The 17,787-nt window shown below is 51.2% G+C and carries 15 protein-coding genes; 6 read left to right on the forward strand and 9 right to left on the reverse strand.

Going from position 1 to position 17,787, the window contains the following annotated elements:
- Positions 1–20: 20 nt before the first annotated feature.
- Positions 21–3,467, reverse strand: a complete 3,447-nt coding sequence (gene mfd, locus A1WG_RS03930) for a transcription-repair coupling factor (protein WP_024196607.1) — start codon at positions 3,465–3,467, stop codon at positions 21–23.
- 127 nt (positions 3,468–3,594) lie between these two features.
- Entirely contained in the window at positions 3,595–4,665 is a 1,071-nt protein-coding gene (locus A1WG_RS03925; RefSeq protein ID WP_001516199.1) for an acyltransferase family protein, read from the reverse strand.
- A 261-nt stretch (positions 4,666–4,926) separates the two neighbouring features.
- On the opposite strand from A1WG_RS03925, the gene lolC reads away from it, so the two are divergent.
- From lolC to cobB, 5 genes are read left to right on the forward strand one after another with little or no spacing between them, the layout of a single operon-like run.
- Positions 4,927–6,126, forward strand: a complete 1,200-nt coding sequence (gene lolC, locus A1WG_RS03920) for a lipoprotein-releasing ABC transporter permease subunit LolC (RefSeq protein ID WP_000284703.1) — start codon at positions 4,927–4,929, stop codon at positions 6,124–6,126.
- Entirely contained in the window at positions 6,119–6,820 is a 702-nt protein-coding gene (gene lolD, locus A1WG_RS03915) for a lipoprotein-releasing ABC transporter ATP-binding protein LolD (protein WP_001033706.1), read from the forward strand. Before lolC ends, lolD begins: the two co-directional genes overlap by 8 nt.
- Positions 6,820–8,064, forward strand: coding sequence for a lipoprotein-releasing ABC transporter permease subunit LolE (gene lolE / locus A1WG_RS03910; RefSeq protein WP_001251382.1), 1,245 nt, complete (start codon positions 6,820–6,822; stop codon positions 8,062–8,064). Before lolD ends, lolE begins: the two co-directional genes overlap by 1 nt.
- 27 nt (positions 8,065–8,091) lie before the next feature.
- The gene (gene nagK / locus A1WG_RS03905; protein ID WP_001516201.1) at positions 8,092–9,003 is read left to right on the forward strand and encodes an N-acetylglucosamine kinase; all 912 of its coding nucleotides are present in this window, start codon (positions 8,092–8,094) and stop codon (positions 9,001–9,003) included.
- Positions 9,004–9,018: 15 nt separating this feature from the next.
- Positions 9,019–9,840: a Sir2 family NAD+-dependent deacetylase gene (cobB, locus tag A1WG_RS03900; RefSeq protein ID WP_001516202.1), complete on the forward strand. Its 822-nt coding sequence runs from the start codon at positions 9,019–9,021 to the stop codon at positions 9,838–9,840.
- A gap of 138 nt (positions 9,841–9,978) precedes the next feature.
- Here the strand turns inward: cobB and A1WG_RS03895 are convergent, their stop codons facing one another.
- From A1WG_RS03895 to potA, 6 genes are read right to left on the reverse strand one after another with little or no spacing between them, the layout of a single operon-like run.
- A complete protein-coding gene (locus tag A1WG_RS03895) occupies positions 9,979–10,764 on the reverse strand; it encodes a TPM domain-containing protein (RefSeq protein ID WP_001516203.1) in 786 nt (261 codons plus the stop codon).
- Positions 10,761–11,216 (reverse strand): DUF3592 domain-containing protein, encoded by a 456-nt coding sequence (locus tag A1WG_RS03890; protein WP_001516204.1) that lies wholly within the window; start codon positions 11,214–11,216, stop codon positions 10,761–10,763. The genes A1WG_RS03895 and A1WG_RS03890 overlap by 4 nt, the downstream gene beginning before the upstream one ends.
- A gap of 58 nt (positions 11,217–11,274) precedes the next feature.
- On the reverse strand, positions 11,275–12,321 hold the full coding sequence (gene potD, locus A1WG_RS03885; protein WP_000759322.1) for a spermidine/putrescine ABC transporter substrate-binding protein PotD: 1,047 nt from the start codon (positions 12,319–12,321) through the stop codon (positions 11,275–11,277).
- On the reverse strand, positions 12,318–13,112 hold the full coding sequence (gene potC, locus A1WG_RS03880; protein WP_000580316.1) for a spermidine/putrescine ABC transporter permease PotC: 795 nt from the start codon (positions 13,110–13,112) through the stop codon (positions 12,318–12,320). The genes potD and potC overlap by 4 nt, the downstream gene beginning before the upstream one ends.
- The gene (gene potB / locus A1WG_RS03875) at positions 13,109–13,966 is read right to left on the reverse strand and encodes a spermidine/putrescine ABC transporter permease PotB (protein ID WP_000799418.1); all 858 of its coding nucleotides are present in this window, start codon (positions 13,964–13,966) and stop codon (positions 13,109–13,111) included. The genes potC and potB overlap by 4 nt, the downstream gene beginning before the upstream one ends.
- On the reverse strand, positions 13,950–15,086 hold the full coding sequence (potA, locus tag A1WG_RS03870; protein WP_001516205.1) for a spermidine/putrescine ABC transporter ATP-binding protein PotA: 1,137 nt from the start codon (positions 15,084–15,086) through the stop codon (positions 13,950–13,952). Before potA ends, potB begins: the two co-directional genes overlap by 17 nt.
- A gap of 249 nt (positions 15,087–15,335) precedes the next feature.
- Between potA and pepT the strand changes: the two genes are divergently transcribed.
- Positions 15,336–16,562 carry a peptidase T gene (gene pepT / locus A1WG_RS03865; RefSeq protein WP_001516206.1) on the forward strand — a complete coding sequence of 409 codons (1,227 nt, stop codon included), beginning with the start codon at positions 15,336–15,338 and terminating at the stop codon, positions 16,560–16,562.
- A gap of 48 nt (positions 16,563–16,610) precedes the next feature.
- Here the strand turns inward: pepT and roxA are convergent, their stop codons facing one another.
- Positions 16,611–17,732, reverse strand: coding sequence for a [50S ribosomal protein L16]-arginine 3-hydroxylase (gene roxA / locus A1WG_RS03860; RefSeq protein ID WP_000456528.1), 1,122 nt, complete (start codon positions 17,730–17,732; stop codon positions 16,611–16,613).
- Positions 17,733–17,787: the final 55 nt, after the last annotated feature.

Consider the following 17,787-nt stretch of genomic DNA (forward strand, 5'->3'; position numbering starts at 1 on the left):
AACCGCCCCCCGATTTATTACTACGCGATGGCGTTCTCTTCCAGCTCACGCATAAACTGGCGCACCCAGTCGATACGTTGTTTCCGCTCGCTCAAATCCTGAATAAACTTCAGGCGCGTCGGGCCATCGAGACGATAGTGCTGCGGCTGTTTTTGCAGCAAACCAATCAACCAGGCTGGATTCACGTGATTCTTCTCGGCAAATTCGATCACGCCGCCTTTCTCATTCCCCTCCAGCTTCCGGATCCCCAGCTTCTGCGCTTGCTGGCGCAGGCGGGCAATCTCCAGCAGAGTACGTGCCGGATCCGGCAGCAGGCCGAAGCGATCGATAAGCTCTACTTTGATCTCTTCCAGTTCATTTTCCGTTTTGGCGCTGGCAATGCGTTTATAGAACGACAGACGTGTATTCACGTCAGGGATGAAATCGTCCGGCAGTAGCGACGGCATTCGCAGTTCGACTTCCGTTTGCTGGCTGGTGAGATCTTCCAGCGACGGCTCGCGTCCGGCTTTCAGCGCATCAACGGCGTTTTCCAGCAACTCCATATACAGCGAGAAACCGATGGTTTCCATCGAACCACTTTGTTCTTCACCGAGCAGTTCACCCGCACCGCGAATCTCCAGATCGTGAGTTGCCAGCGCAAAGCCCGCGCCAAGGTCTTCCAGAGACGCAATCGCCTCGAGACGTTTTTGCGCATCGGGAGTCATCGCTTTCGGATGTGGCGTCAGCAGCCACGCATACGCCTGATGGTGTGAGCGTCCGACGCGACCGCGCAACTGGTGCAACTGCGCCAGACCGAAATGATCCGCGCGTTCAATGATAATGGTGTTGGCGGTAGGAATGTCGATCCCAGTTTCGATAATTGTGGTACAAACCAGCACGTTGAAACGCTGGTGATGGAAATCATTCATCACCCGTTCCAGTTCGCGCTCACGCATCTGCCCGTGACCGATGGCAATTCGTGCTTCTGGCACCAGTTCCGCCAGCCGTTCGGCGGCTTTCTGGATGTTTTCCACGTCATTGTAGAGATAATAAACCTGTCCCCCACGCAAAATTTCACGCAGGACGGCCTCCCGGACGACCAGGCTGTCGTACTCGCGGACAAACGTTTTGACCGCCAGACGACGGGCGGGCGGTGTGGCGATAATTGACAGATCGCGCATTCCACTCATTGCCATGTTCAGCGTGCGCGGAATTGGTGTCGCGGTGAGCGTCAGTATGTCGACGTTCGCGCGCATCGCTTTAATGCGTTCTTTATGACGGACACCAAAGCGGTGTTCTTCATCGACAATCAGCAAGCCCAAATCTTTAAACTTGACGTCGTTTTGCAGCAGTTTGTGCGTGCCGATCAAAATATCGATTTTCCCTTCCGCCACTTCCGTAAGGATTTGCGCCTGTTCTTTGGCGCTGCGGAAACGGGAGATCATTTCGATGCGCACCGGCCAGTTAGCAAAACGGTCGCGGAAGTTGTCGTAGTGTTGTTGGGCGAGGAGGGTGGTTGGCACCAGCACTGCCACCTGCTTGTGGTTTTCCACCGCCAGGAAAGCGGCACGCATCGCCACTTCCGTTTTACCAAAGCCAACGTCACCGCACACCAGACGATCCATTGCCAGTGGCCGACACATGTCGCTAAGAACTGCGTTGATGGCCTGCGCCTGATCCGGCGTGGTTTCGAACGGGAAGCTGTCGCAGAACAATTGATATTGTTCGCGATCGTGTTTAAACGCGAAGCCTTCTTTGGCAGCGCGTTGGGCGTAGATATCCAGTAGTTCCGCTGCCACATCACGCACTTTTTCCGCCGCTTTCTGCCGCGCCCGTGACCACACATCTCCGCCAAGTTTATGCAGCGGAGCGTTTTCTTCTGCGCCACCGGCGTAACGGCTAATCAGGTGCAGCGATGACACCGGAACATACAGTTTGGCGTCGTTGGCGTAGGTGAGCATCAGATACTCGCCCGTAATGCCGCCAGCCTCCAGCGTGGTCATTCCGGCATAGCGCCCGACGCCATGTTCCAGGTGAACAACCGGCTGGCCGATATGCAGCTCCGCGAGGTTGCGGATCAGCGTGTCTGGGTTGATGGCGCGACGAGAGTCCTGACGACGACGGGCAACACGTTCACCGAGCAGATCGCTTTCACAAATCAGCGCCAGATGACGTACTGTATCGATAAAACCATGTTCGGCAGCACCGATCATCAGATAACGCCCACGCTCGCTGGCCTCATCGAGACGCATAATGCGTTGCGGGGCAATTTTGATTCGGGCGAGCAGTTCCCCGAGTGCTTCGCGGCGGCCTTCACTTTCTACCGAGAACACCACCGGGCCATCGAAGGATTCGAGAAATTTACGCAGCGCATCCAGCGGCGCTTTTTGTTGCGCCTGAATGGCCAGGTCTGGCAGTTTCTGAAAACCTAAATTGGCATTCGCTGCTTTCGTCGGTAAATGCTCGGTTTTAAGCTGCACGCGAGGCCAGTTTTTTAACGCCGAGAAAAGTTCATCCACTCGCAGCCAGAGCGATTGTGGCGGCAATAGCGGTCGCATCGGATCGACGCCGCGACTTTCAAAACGCGCCAGCGTATCGGCCTGGAAACGTTCGGCACTGTTTTCCAGATCGCCGGTATTCACCAGTAACGTATTGGCCGGGAAATAACTGAACAGTGGCGGCAGCGGTTCGCTGAAGAACAGCGGCTGCCAGTATTCGATCCCGGCAGGCAGCGTGCCTTTACTCACTTGCTGGTAAATATGTTCCGGATCGCGTTTCACCTCAAAAGTATCGCGCCACTGACTGCGGAACAGCTCAATCGCCGCTTTATCGGTCGGAAATTCATGTGCGGGCAGCAGGTTGATGGCTTCCACTTCTTCCAGCGTGCGCTGGCTGTCGACGTCAAATACCCGCAGGCTGTCGATTTCATCATCAAAAAAATCAAGACGATAAGGCAGTTCGCTGCCCATTGGAAAAAGATCCAGCAACGCACCACGCGTGGCGTATTCGCCGTGCTCCATCACCTGATCAACATGGCGATAACCGGCGCTGTCCAGTTGGGTACGCAATGCATCGCGCGATAACCGCTGACCTTTTTTCATTACCAGCGCATGGCCGTGGAGAAAACTGTGCGGGCAAACGCGCTGCATAAGCGTATTCACCGGAACAATCAGTACGCCACGCTGCATTGATGGTAACTGGTAAAGGGTGGAAAGACGCGAGGAGATAATGTCCTGATGAGGCGAAAAACTGTCGTAGGGGAGGGTTTCCCAGTCCGCCAGGTTCATCACCATCTGGTCGGTGAACTGGCTGATTTCATCGTGCAAACGCAGGGCATTTTGCATATCTGGTGCAATAAGCACCACCGGTCCGGCGTGACGTTCGGCAATTTCGGCTACCAGCGTCGCGCAGGCAGCTCCGGTTAACTCGCCCAGCAGACGCTGCTCACCCGCTTTGACGGGCAGCGTATAACGATATTGTTCAGGCATAACAGTTGTCAGAGTCTCGTTAGGATATGCCTCAACATATGGGGGCATATCTCTGATAAGCAATGCTGTTCATTATCCGGAATCGACATGGTTTAGCAAATTGAATCGCCCCGGCTGGGGCGATGGCTTAGCGAGAGTAACTGGTTGCAGGCAGAGAAGGCGGGGAGAACAACAGATCGTTGAATGCGCGTTGTGAAAATTTTCGCACCAGCAAGCCAGCCAGTGTGCAAATCAACAAACTGACAAAGGGATAAACCAGCAGGAGCGCCAGTTCGATTGGCGGCGACCAGCGCGCCGCGTTTATTTGCGGAATCAGACTTAAGCTGAATATCTCTACCAGAATGCGATGGGTGGTGTAGATGGCGATGGTGTTGGAACCAATCACATTCAACAGGCTGAGGGAACGCATACCGAAGCGCTGCTCGAACTGATAAAACAGCTTCATAATCACCACAATCGACACCAGCGACAGTAGTAGCGACACGTTCAACAACCAGGCTCCGATCGCCAGAACAGCCAGCAGCACTGCTATCAACAGATGGCGACGTAGCGGCACCTCTTTAACGTAGGTCATCAACGTTGAGCCAAACCATGCGCCAAGACTGTAATAAGGCAAATTGCGGATCACACTGTTCATCCCCCACCACGGTGTGGGAACGAAATTAACAGCCACGCTCATCAGTACAAACAGGGCGAATAACGGCAGAGCCTGGCGGTTAAAAGCTTTACACACCACGAAATAGACGATTAAGGCATACAGATACCACAAGCTGGTGCTGGCGGTGGCCATCCCATGCAGGAACTCGCCGGTGGAATCGGCATAAGCAGCATTGGCGGTATTGTTTAAATCGCGCTCTGGTGCCAGCCATTGGTTGAGCGCGCTCAACGCCAGCCACTGGACAATGCCCCAAAGCGCCAGCACCCAAAAGATGCTCCAGATGCGTTTATCGACACAATTACCCCACGGCACGCTGTCGATGTAGCGGCGAATCAAATAGCCGGATATAAAGAAAAAGACCGGCATCCGAAAGGGTGCAAGGTAAAGATTGAAATAGATCCAGCATTTGCTCAAGACTTCCGATAACGGATGCTGGAAAGTGGTCAGATGCGGATAAAAGGTAACAACCGAGTGATAAACCACCACCAGGCAAATACATAACCCTTTGATCTGATTAATCCATAGCTCTTTTTGTTTCATCAGGACAACGCGCTCATAAAATTTAACATGCCGTTGATCCTGCGGGGTGAGCGGCGTGGTGTAATGCGTATCTGTCTGTATTTGGTTATTTTTCAGATAAAGATCAGGTTACAAGGCAGATGAGAAAACGAGACACTTTAGCCGATTGATTTACTGATACTTTTCAGATTAGCCCTGACGATCACTTACAGTTCAGGCGTTTACCCATCCTGCTTTCGCTTATATACTCGTGTCTTTGCTAACAGCAACCAGACGGATTTCATGTACCAACCTGTCGCTCTATTTATTGGCCTGCGTTACATGCGTGGGCGTGCAGCGGATCGCTTCGGTCGTTTCGTCTCCTGGCTTTCTACCATCGGCATTACCCTCGGGGTGATGGCGCTGGTCACGGTATTGTCAGTGATGAACGGTTTTGAGCGCGAACTGCAAAACAACATCCTTGGCCTGATGCCACAGGCAATTCTCTCTTCGGAGCATGGCTCCCTTAACCCGCAACAACTCCCGGAGACTGCGGTCAAACTTGACGGCGTAAATCGTATTGCGCCTCTCACTACAGGTGATGTGGTGCTGCAAAGCGCGCGCAGCGTGGCGGTCGGGGTGATGCTGGGTATCGACCCGGCGCAAAAAGATCCGCTAACCCCGTATCTGGTCAATGTGAAGCAAGCCGACCTCGAACCGGGGAAATATAATGTCATCCTCGGTGAACAACTTGCCTCACAGTTAGGTGTCAATCGCGGCGATCAAATCCGTGTGATGGTGCCGTCTGCCAGCCAGTTTACGCCGATGGGGCGTATTCCAAGTCAGCGTCTGTTCAATGTGATTGGCACTTTTGCTGCCAACAGTGAAGTCGACGGCTATGAAATGCTGGTGAATATTGAGGATGCCTCGCGTCTGATGCGTTATCCGGCGGGTAATATCACCGGCTGGCGTCTGTGGCTGGATGAGCCGCTGAAAGTCGACTCTTTAAGCCAGCAAAAACTGCCAGAAGGCAGCAAGTGGCAGGACTGGCGCGATCGTAAAGGCGAGTTGTTCCAGGCCGTGCGCATGGAAAAAAATATGATGGGTCTGCTGCTGAGTCTGATTGTCGCCGTTGCAGCGTTTAACATTATTACATCGCTGGGGCTGATGGTAATGGAGAAGCAGGGCGAAGTGGCGATCCTACAGACACAAGGCTTAACTCCACGACAAATCATGATGGTCTTTATGGTACAAGGAGCCAGCGCTGGCGTTATCGGTGCGATCCTGGGCGCTGCGCTTGGTGCACTGCTTGCCAGCCAGTTAAATAATCTGATGCCGATAATCGGCGTCCTGCTTGATGGCGCAGCGTTACCGGTCGCTATCGAACCTTTACAGGTCATTGTTATTGCGCTGGTGGCGATGGCTATCGCGCTGCTTTCTACGCTTTACCCTTCCTGGCGCGCTGCCGCCACTCAACCCGCTGAGGCTTTACGTTATGAATAAGATCCTGTTGCAATGCGACAACCTGTGCAAACGCTATCAGGAAGGCAGTGTGCAAACCGACGTGCTGCACAATGTCAGTTTCAGCGTGGGCGAAGGCGAAATGATGGCCATTGTCGGTAGCTCCGGTTCTGGCAAAAGTACCTTGCTGCATTTACTGGGCGGGCTGGATACGCCAACCTCCGGTGATGTGATTTTTAGCGGTCAGCCGATGAGCAAACTGTCGTCGGCGGCGAAAGCGGAACTGCGCAACCAGAAGTTGGGCTTTATTTATCAGTTCCACCACCTGCTGCCGGACTTTACCGCGCTGGAAAACGTCGCTATGCCGCTGCTGATTGGCAAGAAAAAGCCTGCTGAAATTAACAGTCGGGCGCTGGAAATGTTAAAAGCTGTGGGGCTGGAGCACCGGGCGAATCACCGCCCGTCAGAACTTTCTGGCGGTGAGCGTCAGCGTGTGGCGATTGCCCGGGCGCTGGTTAATAACCCGCGTCTGGTGCTGGCGGATGAACCTACTGGTAACCTCGATGCGCGTAACGCTGACAGCATCTTCCAGTTGCTCGGAGAATTGAATCGCTTGCAGGGCACTGCCTTTCTGGTGGTTACTCACGATCTGCAACTGGCGAAACGTATGAGCCGTCAACTGGAAATGCGTGATGGTCGTCTGACGGCGGAACTGAGCCTGATGGGGGCGGAGTAATGGCGATGCCTTTATCGTTATTAATTGGCTTGCGTTTTAGTCGCGGACGGCGACGCGGCGGCATGGTGTCGCTGATCTCCGTTATTTCTACCATTGGCATTGCCCTGGGCGTGGCAGTATTGATTGTCGGTTTAAGTGCGATGAACGGCTTCGAACGTGAACTGAACAACCGCATTCTGGCAGTGGTGCCGCATGGTGAAATTGAAGCGGTGAATCAGCCGTGGACGAACTGGCAAGAAGCACTGGATAAAGTGCAGAAAGTGCCGGGTATTGCCGCCGCTGCGCCATATATCAATTTCACGGGGCTGGTGGAGAGCGGTGCAAATTTGCGCGCTCTGCAGGTAAAAGGTGTTGACCCACAGCAGGAACAGCGACTGAGCGCGCTGCCATCGTTTGTCCAGGGAGATGCCTGGAACAATTTTAAAGCCGGTGAACAGCAGATTATTATCGGCAAAGGCGTGGCGGATGCGTTGAAAGTGAAGCAGGGCGATTGGGTGTCGATCATGATCCCGAACTCAAACCCTGAGCATAAGCTGATGCAGCCGAAACGTGTGCGCTTGCAAATTACCGGAATTTTGCAGCTAAGCGGTCAACTTGATCACAGTTTTGCCATGATCCCGCTGACGGACGCTCAACAATATCTTGATATGGGTTCCAGTGTGTCAGGTATTGCCCTTAAAATGACGGATGTTTTTAACGCCAACAAGTTGGTACGCGATGCGGGTGAAGTGACCAACAGCTATGTCTATATCAAGAGCTGGATCGGTACTTACGGCTATATGTATCGGGATATCCAGATGATCCGCGCCATTATGTATCTGGCAATGGTACTGGTGATTGGCGTAGCCTGTTTCAACATCGTCTCCACCTTGGTGATGGCGGTGAAAGACAAGAGCGGCGATATCGCAGTATTGAGAACGCTGGGTGCTAAAGACGGTTTAATTCGCGCTATTTTCGTCTGGTATGGACTACTGGCGGGGCTGTTTGGCAGCCTGTGTGGCGTGGTTATCGGCGTGGTGGTTTCGCTGCAACTTACTCCGATTATTGAGTGGATTGAAGGTCTGATCGGTCATCAGTTCCTCTCCAGTGACATCTATTTTATTGACTTTCTGCCATCGGAATTACACTGGCTGGACGTCTTCTACGTACTGGTCACAGCATTGTTGCTGAGTCTTTTGGCAAGTTGGTATCCGGCGCGGCGCGCCAGTAATATTGACCCTGCGCGAGTCCTTAGCGGCCAGTAAGGCAGTACATTAAAACAAGGAGTGGCAATGTATTACGGGTTTGATATTGGTGGGACGAAAATTGCGCTTGGCGTGTTTGATAACAATCGGCAACTGCAATGGGAAAAGCGGGTGTCGACGCCGCGTGACAGCTATGACGCATTTTTAGATGCGGTGTGCGAGTTGGTGACCGAAGCTGACCTGCGTTTTGGCTGTAAAGGTTCTGTTGGCATTGGCATTCCTGGAATGCCGGAAACGGAAGATGGCACTTTGTATGCCGTCAATGTTCCTGCTGCCAGCGGTAAACCGCTGCGTGCCGACCTGAGCGCACGTCTTGATCGCGATGTGCGCCTTAATAACGATGCCAACTGTTTTGTCCTTTCTGAAGCCTGGGATGAGGAATTTACCCAATATCCGTTGGTGATGGGGTTAATTCTTGGTACTGGCGTTGGTGGCGGGCTGGTATTCAACGGTAAACCGGTGACGGGAAAACGCTATATTACCGGCGAGTTTGGGCATATGCGTCTGCCGGTCGATGCGTTAACCATGATGGGACTGGATTTCCCGTTACGCCGTTGCGGTTGTGGCCAGCATGGCTGTATCGAGAATTATCTTTCTGGTCGCGGTTTTGCGTGGCTGTATCAACATTATTATCATCAACCGTTGCAGGCTCCAGAGATTATTGCGCTTTACGATCAAGGCGATGAGCAGGCAAGGGCGCACGTTGAGCGTTATCTGGATTTATTAGCGGTTTGTCTGGGAAATATCCTGACTATCATTGACCCTGATTTGCTGGTCATTGGTGGCGGGTTATCCAATTTCCCGGCAATCACAACGCAACTAACGGACAGGTTGCCTCGTCATCTCTTACCTGTAGCTCGTGTCCCACGCATTGAGCGTGCGCGTCACGGGAATGCAGGAGGAATGCGTGGAGCTGCCTTCTTACATCTTACCGATTAATCAATAGAGGTTGCTATGCTGTCGCGTCGGGGTCATCGGTTAAGTCGTTTTCGTAAAAACAAACGCCGCCTGCACGAGCGTTTGCGTCAGCGTATTTTTTTCAGAGATAAAGTGGTGCCGGAAGCAATGGAAAAACCAAGAGTACTCGTACTGACAGGGGCAGGCATTTCTGCGGAATCAGGTATTCGTACCTTTCGCGCTGCAGACGGCCTGTGGGAAGAACATCGTGTAGAAGATGTCGCGACGCCAGAAGGCTTTAACCGCGATCCTGAACTGGTACAGGCATTTTATAACGCCCGTCGCCGTCAACTACAGCAGCCAGAAATTCAACCTAACGCTGCGCATCTTGCATTGGCAAAACTGCAAGACGCCCTGGGCGATCACTTTTTGCTGGTGACGCAGAATATCGATAACCTGCATGAACGCGCGGGCAATACCAATGTGATTCATATGCATGGGGAATTGCTGAAAGTACGCTGTACGCAAAGCGGGCAGGTGCTCGACTGGACGGGCGATGTCACGGCAGAAGATAAATGCCATTGCTGCCAGTTTCCGGCACCGCTGCGCCCACACGTGGTGTGGTTTGGTGAAATGCCGTTCGGTATGGATGAAATCTATATGGCGTTATCGATGGCGGATATTTTCATTGCTATTGGCACGTCCGGGCATGTTTATCCGGCAGCAGGATTTGTCCACGAAGCGAAGCTGCATGGCGCGCATACGGTTGAACTGAACCTTGAACCGAGCCAGGTTGGCAATGAGTTTGCCGAGAAATATTACGGCCCGGCAAGTCAGGTCGTGCCAGAGTTTGTTGAGAAGTTGCTGAAGGGCTTATAAAGCAGAAGTCATTGCCTGATGCGCTACGCTTATCAGGCCTATAAAAGGGCACAATTAATTGAATTTGTGGGTTTTGTAGGCCGGATAAGGCGTTCACGCCGCATCCGGCATAATACACGCGCATTTTACCGACCTCTTTTAACTTTTACTCGGCCATAACAGCGCGGCAAAAAACGTACAGACACCAATCAGCACCGCCCAGAGCGGCGATATTCTGGCAATCGTAAAGCTATTATCGATACACAGGCATAAAGCCTGATAGCCCATATTGGCAACAGTCATAGCTACTGCAAATTTTAGCGCATAAATAAAACGTGTCGTGTAGTAAAAGATCCTGGAAAATAAGACAAACGCTGCAGCCCAGGAGATAAAACCTAATGTCGAGGTGCTGCCTGGCGGATCACTCTCATGCTTTTGTTCGGGATGCGGATAATATGTCAGTGGCGGCGTCGGTTGTTTTAATATCTGTGCTTGTAAAATATCCAGTACATTATTCATACCCTGATACCAGAGATCAGCATTTAAATAAGCCAGTGTGTAATTTTCTATCAGCCGTCCCAGATGTTTATCGTCCATACTGCTTTCAACCTGGCCGTTGGTTATCACAATTAACCGTGGCTCCCGGGTAGTAAAGATTAACAGAACACTCCCTTTTACATCAGTCAATGAAGATGACGCATGCACCAGCATCGCTTTGCCATTTTTCCTGAGACTGGTTTCATTAATGTCAGGAACAACCACGATAAATGGCGCAATCCCGGTTTGTTGACGAAAGATCTCCGCTTTACGCGCGATATCCTCGCCATCGGGAACGGTGCCAGTGGTATCCGTAAAGAATGTTTTCATTACGGGTATTACAGGCTGGCTTATTCCCGCCAGTGGCAGAAAAATCAGTAAGTAAAGCAATATAAATAACTTTTTCATTGGCGGGATTTCCTTTTCCTGCGCGTCTTTTTAGAGGAGGGCATACTGATTAATAAACCGACGGCGATAAAAATAACGCCCATCATGCCGATAAATCCCCATTTGAAAAAATTAACCCACGGGTTATTTATTTCAGCCTTTTCAGGATGTCCTGGAGGATAATAAACATTAACTTTATCGCCTTCGCTGTCTTCATAAAAAGTACTACCGATACTCGAATTGAAAATGAGCGTGTAGTCTGGCGTAGGACGAAATGCGACAACAGGATGCCATGAACCATCATTACCGATCTGGCGTGAATTGTGCCAGACGGTATCAACAATGATCCCTTCGGTATGTACAGTATTTTTGCTGTAGGTGAACTGGTTATAAAAGATAACAATAGAAATAAGGAGGAGTATCAGACCGACTCCAGGGAAAACGCGGGATAAAATTTGATTGTCCTGACTCATAAGCAACATCCTTGCTTAATAAAAAAGCGGGCGGTAATAACTCCGCCCGCTTGCTGAATTAACGTCCTGCTTTCAGCTTCTGATAATACTCTTCATAAATGCTGCTGGCTGAGCCAACGTCACTCTGCCATTCGCCATTTTTGATGGTTTCGGCATCCGGGTAGAGGGTCTTGTCGTTCGCCACTTCCGGGCTTAACAGTTTACGTGCGGCGAGGTTTGGTGTTGGATAACCAATAGTTTCCGCAACCTGTTTTGCCACATCCGGACGTAGCAGGAAGTTGATCAGTTTCAGCGCGCCTTCTTTGTTTTTGGCATTTGCCGGAATAGCCAGGCTGTCCATCCAGAAAATGCCGCCTTCTTTCGGCCAGACCACGTCAATTGGCGTGCCTGCCTGACGGGCAACGAAAGCAGAACCGTTCCAGATCATGCCGAGGTTAACTTCGCCTTCCATGTACGGGTTAGCCGGGTTATCGGAGTTAAACGCCGCTACGTTTGGCATCAGCTTTTTCAGCTCGTTATACGCGGCTTCAATCTCTTTCGGATCGGTGGTGTTGCCAGAATAACCCAGCTTACGCAGTGCCATCTGGAACACTTCACGGGCGTCGTCGGTCAGCAGCAGGCTGCCTTTGTATTCAGGTTTCCACAAATCGGCCCAGCTCGTCACGGATTTCGGATCAACCGCATCACCGTTAACGCCAATCGCCGTCGCGCCCCAGATATACGGAATGGAGTAATCGTTATTCGGGTCAAATGGCTTGTTGAGCATTTCTGGATCGAGGTTGCTGAAGTTCGTTAACTTCGACTTGTCGATCTTCTGGATCATCCCTTCTTTACGCATTTTATCGACGTAATAGGTTGAAGGAACCACCAGGTCATAAGCACCGTCTTTGTACGTTTTCAGCTTGGCGTACATGGTTTCATTCGACTCATAAGTCGAATAGATAACTTTAATGCCGGTTTCTTTAGTGAACTGTTCCAGCAGTCCTGGCGGTACGTACTCGGTCCAGTTGTAGAAATACAGCGTGTTGTTGTCATCGGCGTGAGCGGCGCTCATGCCCAGTGCCAGAGCACCCGCCGCGAGCAGGTGGCGTGACCATTTTTTCATTTAACGTCCCCTGTGTTACCTTTCGTTTTATCACGAGCAATAAGCTGGCTGGCAATCACCATCACCAGCGACAGCACCAGTAAAATGGTTGCCAGCGCGTTAACTTCCGGCGATACGCCGACTTTGACCATCGAATAAATTTTTAACGGCAGAATTTCATAGCTCGGCCCGGTGACAAACGACGAAACTACCACATCGTCCATGGACAGGGTAAAGCTTAACACCCAACCCGCCGCCACCGCTGGCATTGCCAGTGGCAGAATGATTTTCCGCAGAATGGTGAACTCGCTGGCACCGAGATCTTTCGCTGCTTCCAGCATCCGCACATCAAAGCCTTTCAGACGCGAATACACCGTCACCACTACAAATGGCAGGCAGAAGGTAATGTGTGAGAACAGCAGCGACCAGAAGCCAAGCTGAATACCCAGCAGCATAAACAGCACCAGCAGGGAAATCGCCATTACGATATCTGGCGACATCATTACCACAAACAGCATCCCGCTAACGAACGGCTTACCGCGGAAGCGATAGCGGTACAGCGCAACAGCCGTCAGTGAGCCAATAAGCGTAGCGAATGTCGCTGAAAACACCGCCATCGTCAGTGAATGTTGCGCTGCTTGTAACAGACTATCGTTGTTCATCAGCAGGCTATACCATTTGGTGGTAAAACCCTGCCAGTTGATGCCAAAGCGCGAGCTGTTAAAGGAGTTCACAATCAAAATGATGATTGGAATATACAGGTACGCATAGATAGCGGTCATAAAACCGCCGCGGAGCAGTCGACCGATCATTCGAGTTCCACCTTCTTGTTCAGCAAACGAGAAGCGCGCCAGTAAACCAGCAGCATCAGACCCATTACGATAGTCAGGGTAATACTGGTCGCGGCACCAAACGGCCAGTCGCGAATGTTGAGGAACTGCACTTTGATGACGTTACCGATCAGCAGGTTTTTCGCACCGCCCATCAGGTCAGAAACATAGAACAGGCCCATTGCTGGCAGCATCACCAACAGACATCCGGCAATAATCCCCGGCATGGTCAGTGGGATGATGATGCGGATAAAAGTCTGCAACTTGCTGGCACCGAGATCGCGAGCCGCTTCCAGCAATGGTTTATCCAGCTTTTCAATACTGGAATAAAGTGGCATCACCATAAACGGCAACAGGATATATACCAGACCGATAATCACCGCGCTGGGGGTGAACATGATGCGAATTGGGGTATCAATAACGCCCAGCCACAGCAAGAACTCGTTGAGATAGCCTTTGGTGCTGAGGAAAATTTTCAGGCCATAGATACGAATCAGTGAGTTGGTCCAGAACGGCACAATCAACAGAAACAGTAACAGCGGACGCACCTTGTGTGGCAGTTTAGCCAGAAACCAGGCAAACGGGTAGCCCAGCACCAGGCAGGCTATAGTCGCGATCAGCGCCATATTCAGTGAGTGCAGCAGCACTTCAAAATAGAGCGGATCGAGCAGACGGGCGTAGTTCTCCAGCGTAAAAACCATTTTGACGAAACTGGCGTCGTCGCGGGTCAAAAAGCTGGTGCCAATGATCATCAGGTTGGGCAGAAAGACAAACAACACAAGCCAACCGACAATAGTGACAATCACTACATTCTGGAACTTACTTGTGTTCTTCATCAGCCAGTACAACCTCCCAGCTTTCTACCCAATTAATGGCCATTTTCTGGTCGAGAGAGTGGTCAAAGTCAGGATCGTCTTCATTAAAGAATTCGCTGACCATCACCATCTTGCCATTTTCCAGTTCGACAACTGATTCCAGCGTCATACCTTTGTAGTTGCGTTCGCGAACGTAGCCAATCAGCCCTTCGACGTGGTTGTCATCGTTGATTTCGTCAACGCGTAAGTCTTCCGGGCGCAGCAAAACATGCAACTTTTGCCCTGGTACAACAGCGAAGTTAACGTAGATATTACATTCGCGGCCTTCAACGTTGGCTCGTACGCGTTGTTCGTCAAGACGCTCGATCACCGTGGCGTTGAACATATTGATTTCGCCAATGAATCCGGCAACAAACAAGTTTTTCGGCTCTTCGTAAATTTCACGCGGCGTGCCGTCTTGTTCAATGCGACCATCGCGCATCACCACAATTCTGTCCGACATGGTGAGCGCTTCTTCCTGATCGTGGGTGACGAAAACGAAAGTAATGCCAAGCTTACGCTGTAAAGCTTTCAGCTCGTTCTGCATCTGTTTACGCAGTTTGTAATCCAGCGCGGAGAGCGATTCATCCAGCAGCAACAGGCGAGGCTTGTTAACCACCGCGCGGGCAATGGCTACGCGTTGCTGTTGACCGCCAGAGAGTTGATGAGGTTTGCGTTGAGCGAAGGTCTCCAGTTGCACCATCCGCAGAGCCTCCATCACGCGAGGCGTAATTTCAGCAGCGGGAGTTTTTTGCATACGCAAGCCAAAGGCCACATTTTCGAACACGGTCATGTGGGGGAATAGCGCGTAGCTTTGGAAAACGGTGTTCACATAGCGGTTTTCCGCCGGAACGTGGGTGATGTCCTCGTTATCCAGCATGATGCGTCCAGAATCAACAGTTTCCAGACCTGCAATCAGGCGAAGAACGGTTGTTTTACCGCAGCCAGAAGGGCCAAGCAGCGTAAGGAACTCGCCATTGTTGATAGTCAGATCCAACTGGGGAATGACTTCTTTACCATCAAAGCATTTGCGAATTCCCGCCAATTGCACCAGCGGTGAAAGCGAACTCGGTTGTTTATTCAATTTTTTACTCTGTCCCATGTAAACGCAACGGATGGCTTACCGATGCGGGGTTTGTGGTTAACCACCTTGGTGACTCTTAATGAGGGCGGTAATTCTACGGCAAACCATCGTAATCGCCAATCCTTGTTGTGAATTACTGGCTTAGCTTTATATTGATTAAGGTAATGTTGATAAATATTCCCGCTTGCAGGGGTAAAAGTGACCTGACGCAATATTTGTCTTTTCTTGCTTCTTAATAATGTTGTCACGAAAAGTGAGGGTGACTACATGGATAAACTACTTGAGCGTTTTTTGAACTACGTGTCTCTGGATACCCAATCAAAAGCGGGGGTGAGACAGGTTCCCAGCACGGAAGGCCAGTGGAAGTTATTGCATCTGTTGAAAGATCAGCTTGAAGAGATGGGGCTTATCAATGTGACCTTAAGTGAGAAGGGCACATTGATGGCGACGTTACCGGCTAACGTTCCAGGCGATATTCCGGCGATTGGCTTTATTTCTCATGTGGATACCTCTCCGGATTGCAGCGGTAAAAATGTAAATCCGCAAATTGTTGAAAACTATCGCGGTGGTGACATCGCGCTGGGTATCGGTGATGAAGTCTTATCACCGGTGATGTTCCCGGTTCTGCATCAACTATTGGGGCAGACGTTGATCACCACCGATGGTAAAACCTTGTTAGGTGCAGATGATAAAGCGGGTATCGCAGAAATCATGACCGCGCTGGCAGTATTGCAGCAGAAAAACATTCCACACGGCGATATTCGCATCGCCTTTACGCCAGATGAAGAGGTGGGCAAAGGGGCAAAACACTTTGATGTTGAAGCCTTTGATGCTCGTTGGGCTTATACCGTTGATGGCGGTGGCGTAGGTGAACTGGAGTTTGAAAACTTTAATGCCGCATCGGTGAATATCAAAATAGTCGGCAACAACGTTCACCCTGGCTCGGCAAAAGGCGTGATGGTTAATGCGCTGTCACTGGCAGCACGCATTCATGCGGAAGTTCCGGCGGATGAAACCCCGGAAACTACCGAAGGTTATGAAGGTTTTTATCACCTGACGAGCATGAAAGGCACCGTTGAGCGTGCCGATATGCACTACATCATTCGTGATTTCGACCGTAAACAGTTTGAAGCGCGTAAACGTAAGATGATGGAAATTGCCAAGAAAGTGGGCAAAGGGCTACACCCTGACTGCTACATTGAACTGGTGATTGAAGACAGCTACTACAATATGCGCGAGAAAATCGTTGAGCATCCACATATTCTTGATATCGCCCAGCAGGCGATGCGCGATTGCGATATTGAACCGGATCTGAAACCGATCCGTGGCGGCACCGACGGTGCACAGTTGTCATTTATGGGATTGCCGTGCCCGAACCTGTTTACCGGCGGTTATAACTATCATGGTAAACATGAGTTTGTGACCCTGGAAGGAATGGAAAAAGCGGTGCAGGTGATCGTGCGTATTGCCGAGTTAACGGCGCAACGGAAGTAAGCGAAAAGGGATGCGGCATGTGATGCCGCATCCGGCTTAGATTCAAACTTATCCTTCGAAGAACCAATACCCGCTATTGACCAGCGCCGCGAGCATCGCGAGGAACGAGGGATCTTCCAGCGCATCGCCAAAATTCTCGGCGGTCAGAGCAATATTGCTGGCGAGTGCCTCCAGCGCCGGACGGTGTGGAGAATCGATCTTTTCACCATTAGCATATACTTCATCACCAATACGCAACACGCGTAGACCACCCAGACGTACCAGTACATCACCTTGTTTCAGCGCGTCGTATATTTCATCCGGTTGATAAGGCGGTTCTGGCGGAGCGATATCCAGTTCATGCCGTGACTGGGAGATAAACTCGCCAAACCACTGTTTAAAGTGTTCTGGCTGGTTGATCAATTCAAGCATCATCTCACGCAGTTTATCCATCTCCTGCGGCAGAACGTCCGCCGGATGGGCGCGAGGAGGGATATCCGGATCACTGTAATAATTACCGCCCAGCTCACGTTGCAGAACATAATCGGCAAAACCGCTGATCAGCTCCCGCGTATTCGGTGCACGAAAACCGACAGAATAGTTCATCGCATTTTCCAGCGCGTAGCCTTCGTGCGGGAATCCTGGCGGAATATAAAGAATATCGCCTGGCTCCAGTTCTTCGTCGATAATTGCTTCAAACGGCTCGACCTGTAGCAGATCCGGATGCGGGCAGTGTTGCTTCATCTGCAGCTTTTCACCCACCCGCCAACGACGACGACCGGTGCCCTGAATAATAAAAACGTCGTACTGATCGAGATGTGGACCGACGCCGCCGCCAGGTACGGAAAATGAGATCATCAGGTCGTCAATGCGCCAGTCTGGTAATTCACGGAACGGACGCATCAGCGCGGCGGTTGGCTCATGCCAGTGATTCACTGCCTGCACCAGCAATGACCAGTTGGTCTCACCGAGATGATCGTAGCTTTCGAATGGACCGTGGCTGACCTGCCATTTGCCATCCTGATGACTGACCAGCCGACTGTCGACTTCCGTTTCCATTGCCAGACCTGCCAGCTCGTCTGGAGAGATCGGGTCAATAAAATTATTAAAGCCGCGTTTTAACACCACCGGACGTTTCTGCCAGTGGCGTTTAAGAAAATCGGGCCAGTTAAGGGTAAGTTGGTATTCCATATTAAGCGTCCATAGGCGGGTATCTGCAACCGATTATAACGGATGCTTAACGTAA

It is taken from the genome of Escherichia sp. KTE96 (assembly GCF_000408525.1).
In the GTDB taxonomy this organism is placed as follows: domain Bacteria; phylum Pseudomonadota; class Gammaproteobacteria; order Enterobacterales; family Enterobacteriaceae; genus Escherichia; species Escherichia marmotae.

Coding starts and splice junctions, on each gene's coding strand:
- cobB (WP_001516202.1), top strand. CDS start 9,019: ATGCTGTCGCGTCGGGGTCATCGGTTAAGTCGTTTTCGTAAAAACAAA.
- roxA (WP_000456528.1), bottom strand. CDS start 17,732: ATGGAATACCAACTTACCCTTAACTGGCCCGATTTTCTTAAACGCCAC.
- A1WG_RS03890 (WP_001516204.1), bottom strand. CDS start 11,216: ATGAGTCAGGACAATCAAATTTTATCCCGCGTTTTCCCTGGAGTCGGT.
- potA (WP_001516205.1), bottom strand. CDS start 15,086: ATGGGACAGAGTAAAAAATTGAATAAACAACCGAGTTCGCTTTCACCG.
- nagK (WP_001516201.1), top strand. CDS start 8,092: ATGTATTACGGGTTTGATATTGGTGGGACGAAAATTGCGCTTGGCGTG.
- A1WG_RS03895 (WP_001516203.1), bottom strand. CDS start 10,764: ATGAAAAAGTTATTTATATTGCTTTACTTACTGATTTTTCTGCCACTG.
- potC (WP_000580316.1), bottom strand. CDS start 13,112: ATGATCGGTCGACTGCTCCGCGGCGGTTTTATGACCGCTATCTATGCG.
- potB (WP_000799418.1), bottom strand. CDS start 13,966: ATGAAGAACACAAGTAAGTTCCAGAATGTAGTGATTGTCACTATTGTC.
- pepT (WP_001516206.1), top strand. CDS start 15,336: ATGGATAAACTACTTGAGCGTTTTTTGAACTACGTGTCTCTGGATACC.
- mfd (WP_024196607.1), bottom strand. CDS start 3,467: ATGCCTGAACAATATCGTTATACGCTGCCCGTCAAAGCGGGTGAGCAG.
- A1WG_RS03925 (WP_001516199.1), bottom strand. CDS start 4,665: ATGAAACAAAAAGAGCTATGGATTAATCAGATCAAAGGGTTATGTATT.
- potD (WP_000759322.1), bottom strand. CDS start 12,321: ATGAAAAAATGGTCACGCCACCTGCTCGCGGCGGGTGCTCTGGCACTG.
- lolD (WP_001033706.1), top strand. CDS start 6,119: ATGAATAAGATCCTGTTGCAATGCGACAACCTGTGCAAACGCTATCAG.
- lolC (WP_000284703.1), top strand. CDS start 4,927: ATGTACCAACCTGTCGCTCTATTTATTGGCCTGCGTTACATGCGTGGG.
- lolE (WP_001251382.1), top strand. CDS start 6,820: ATGGCGATGCCTTTATCGTTATTAATTGGCTTGCGTTTTAGTCGCGGA.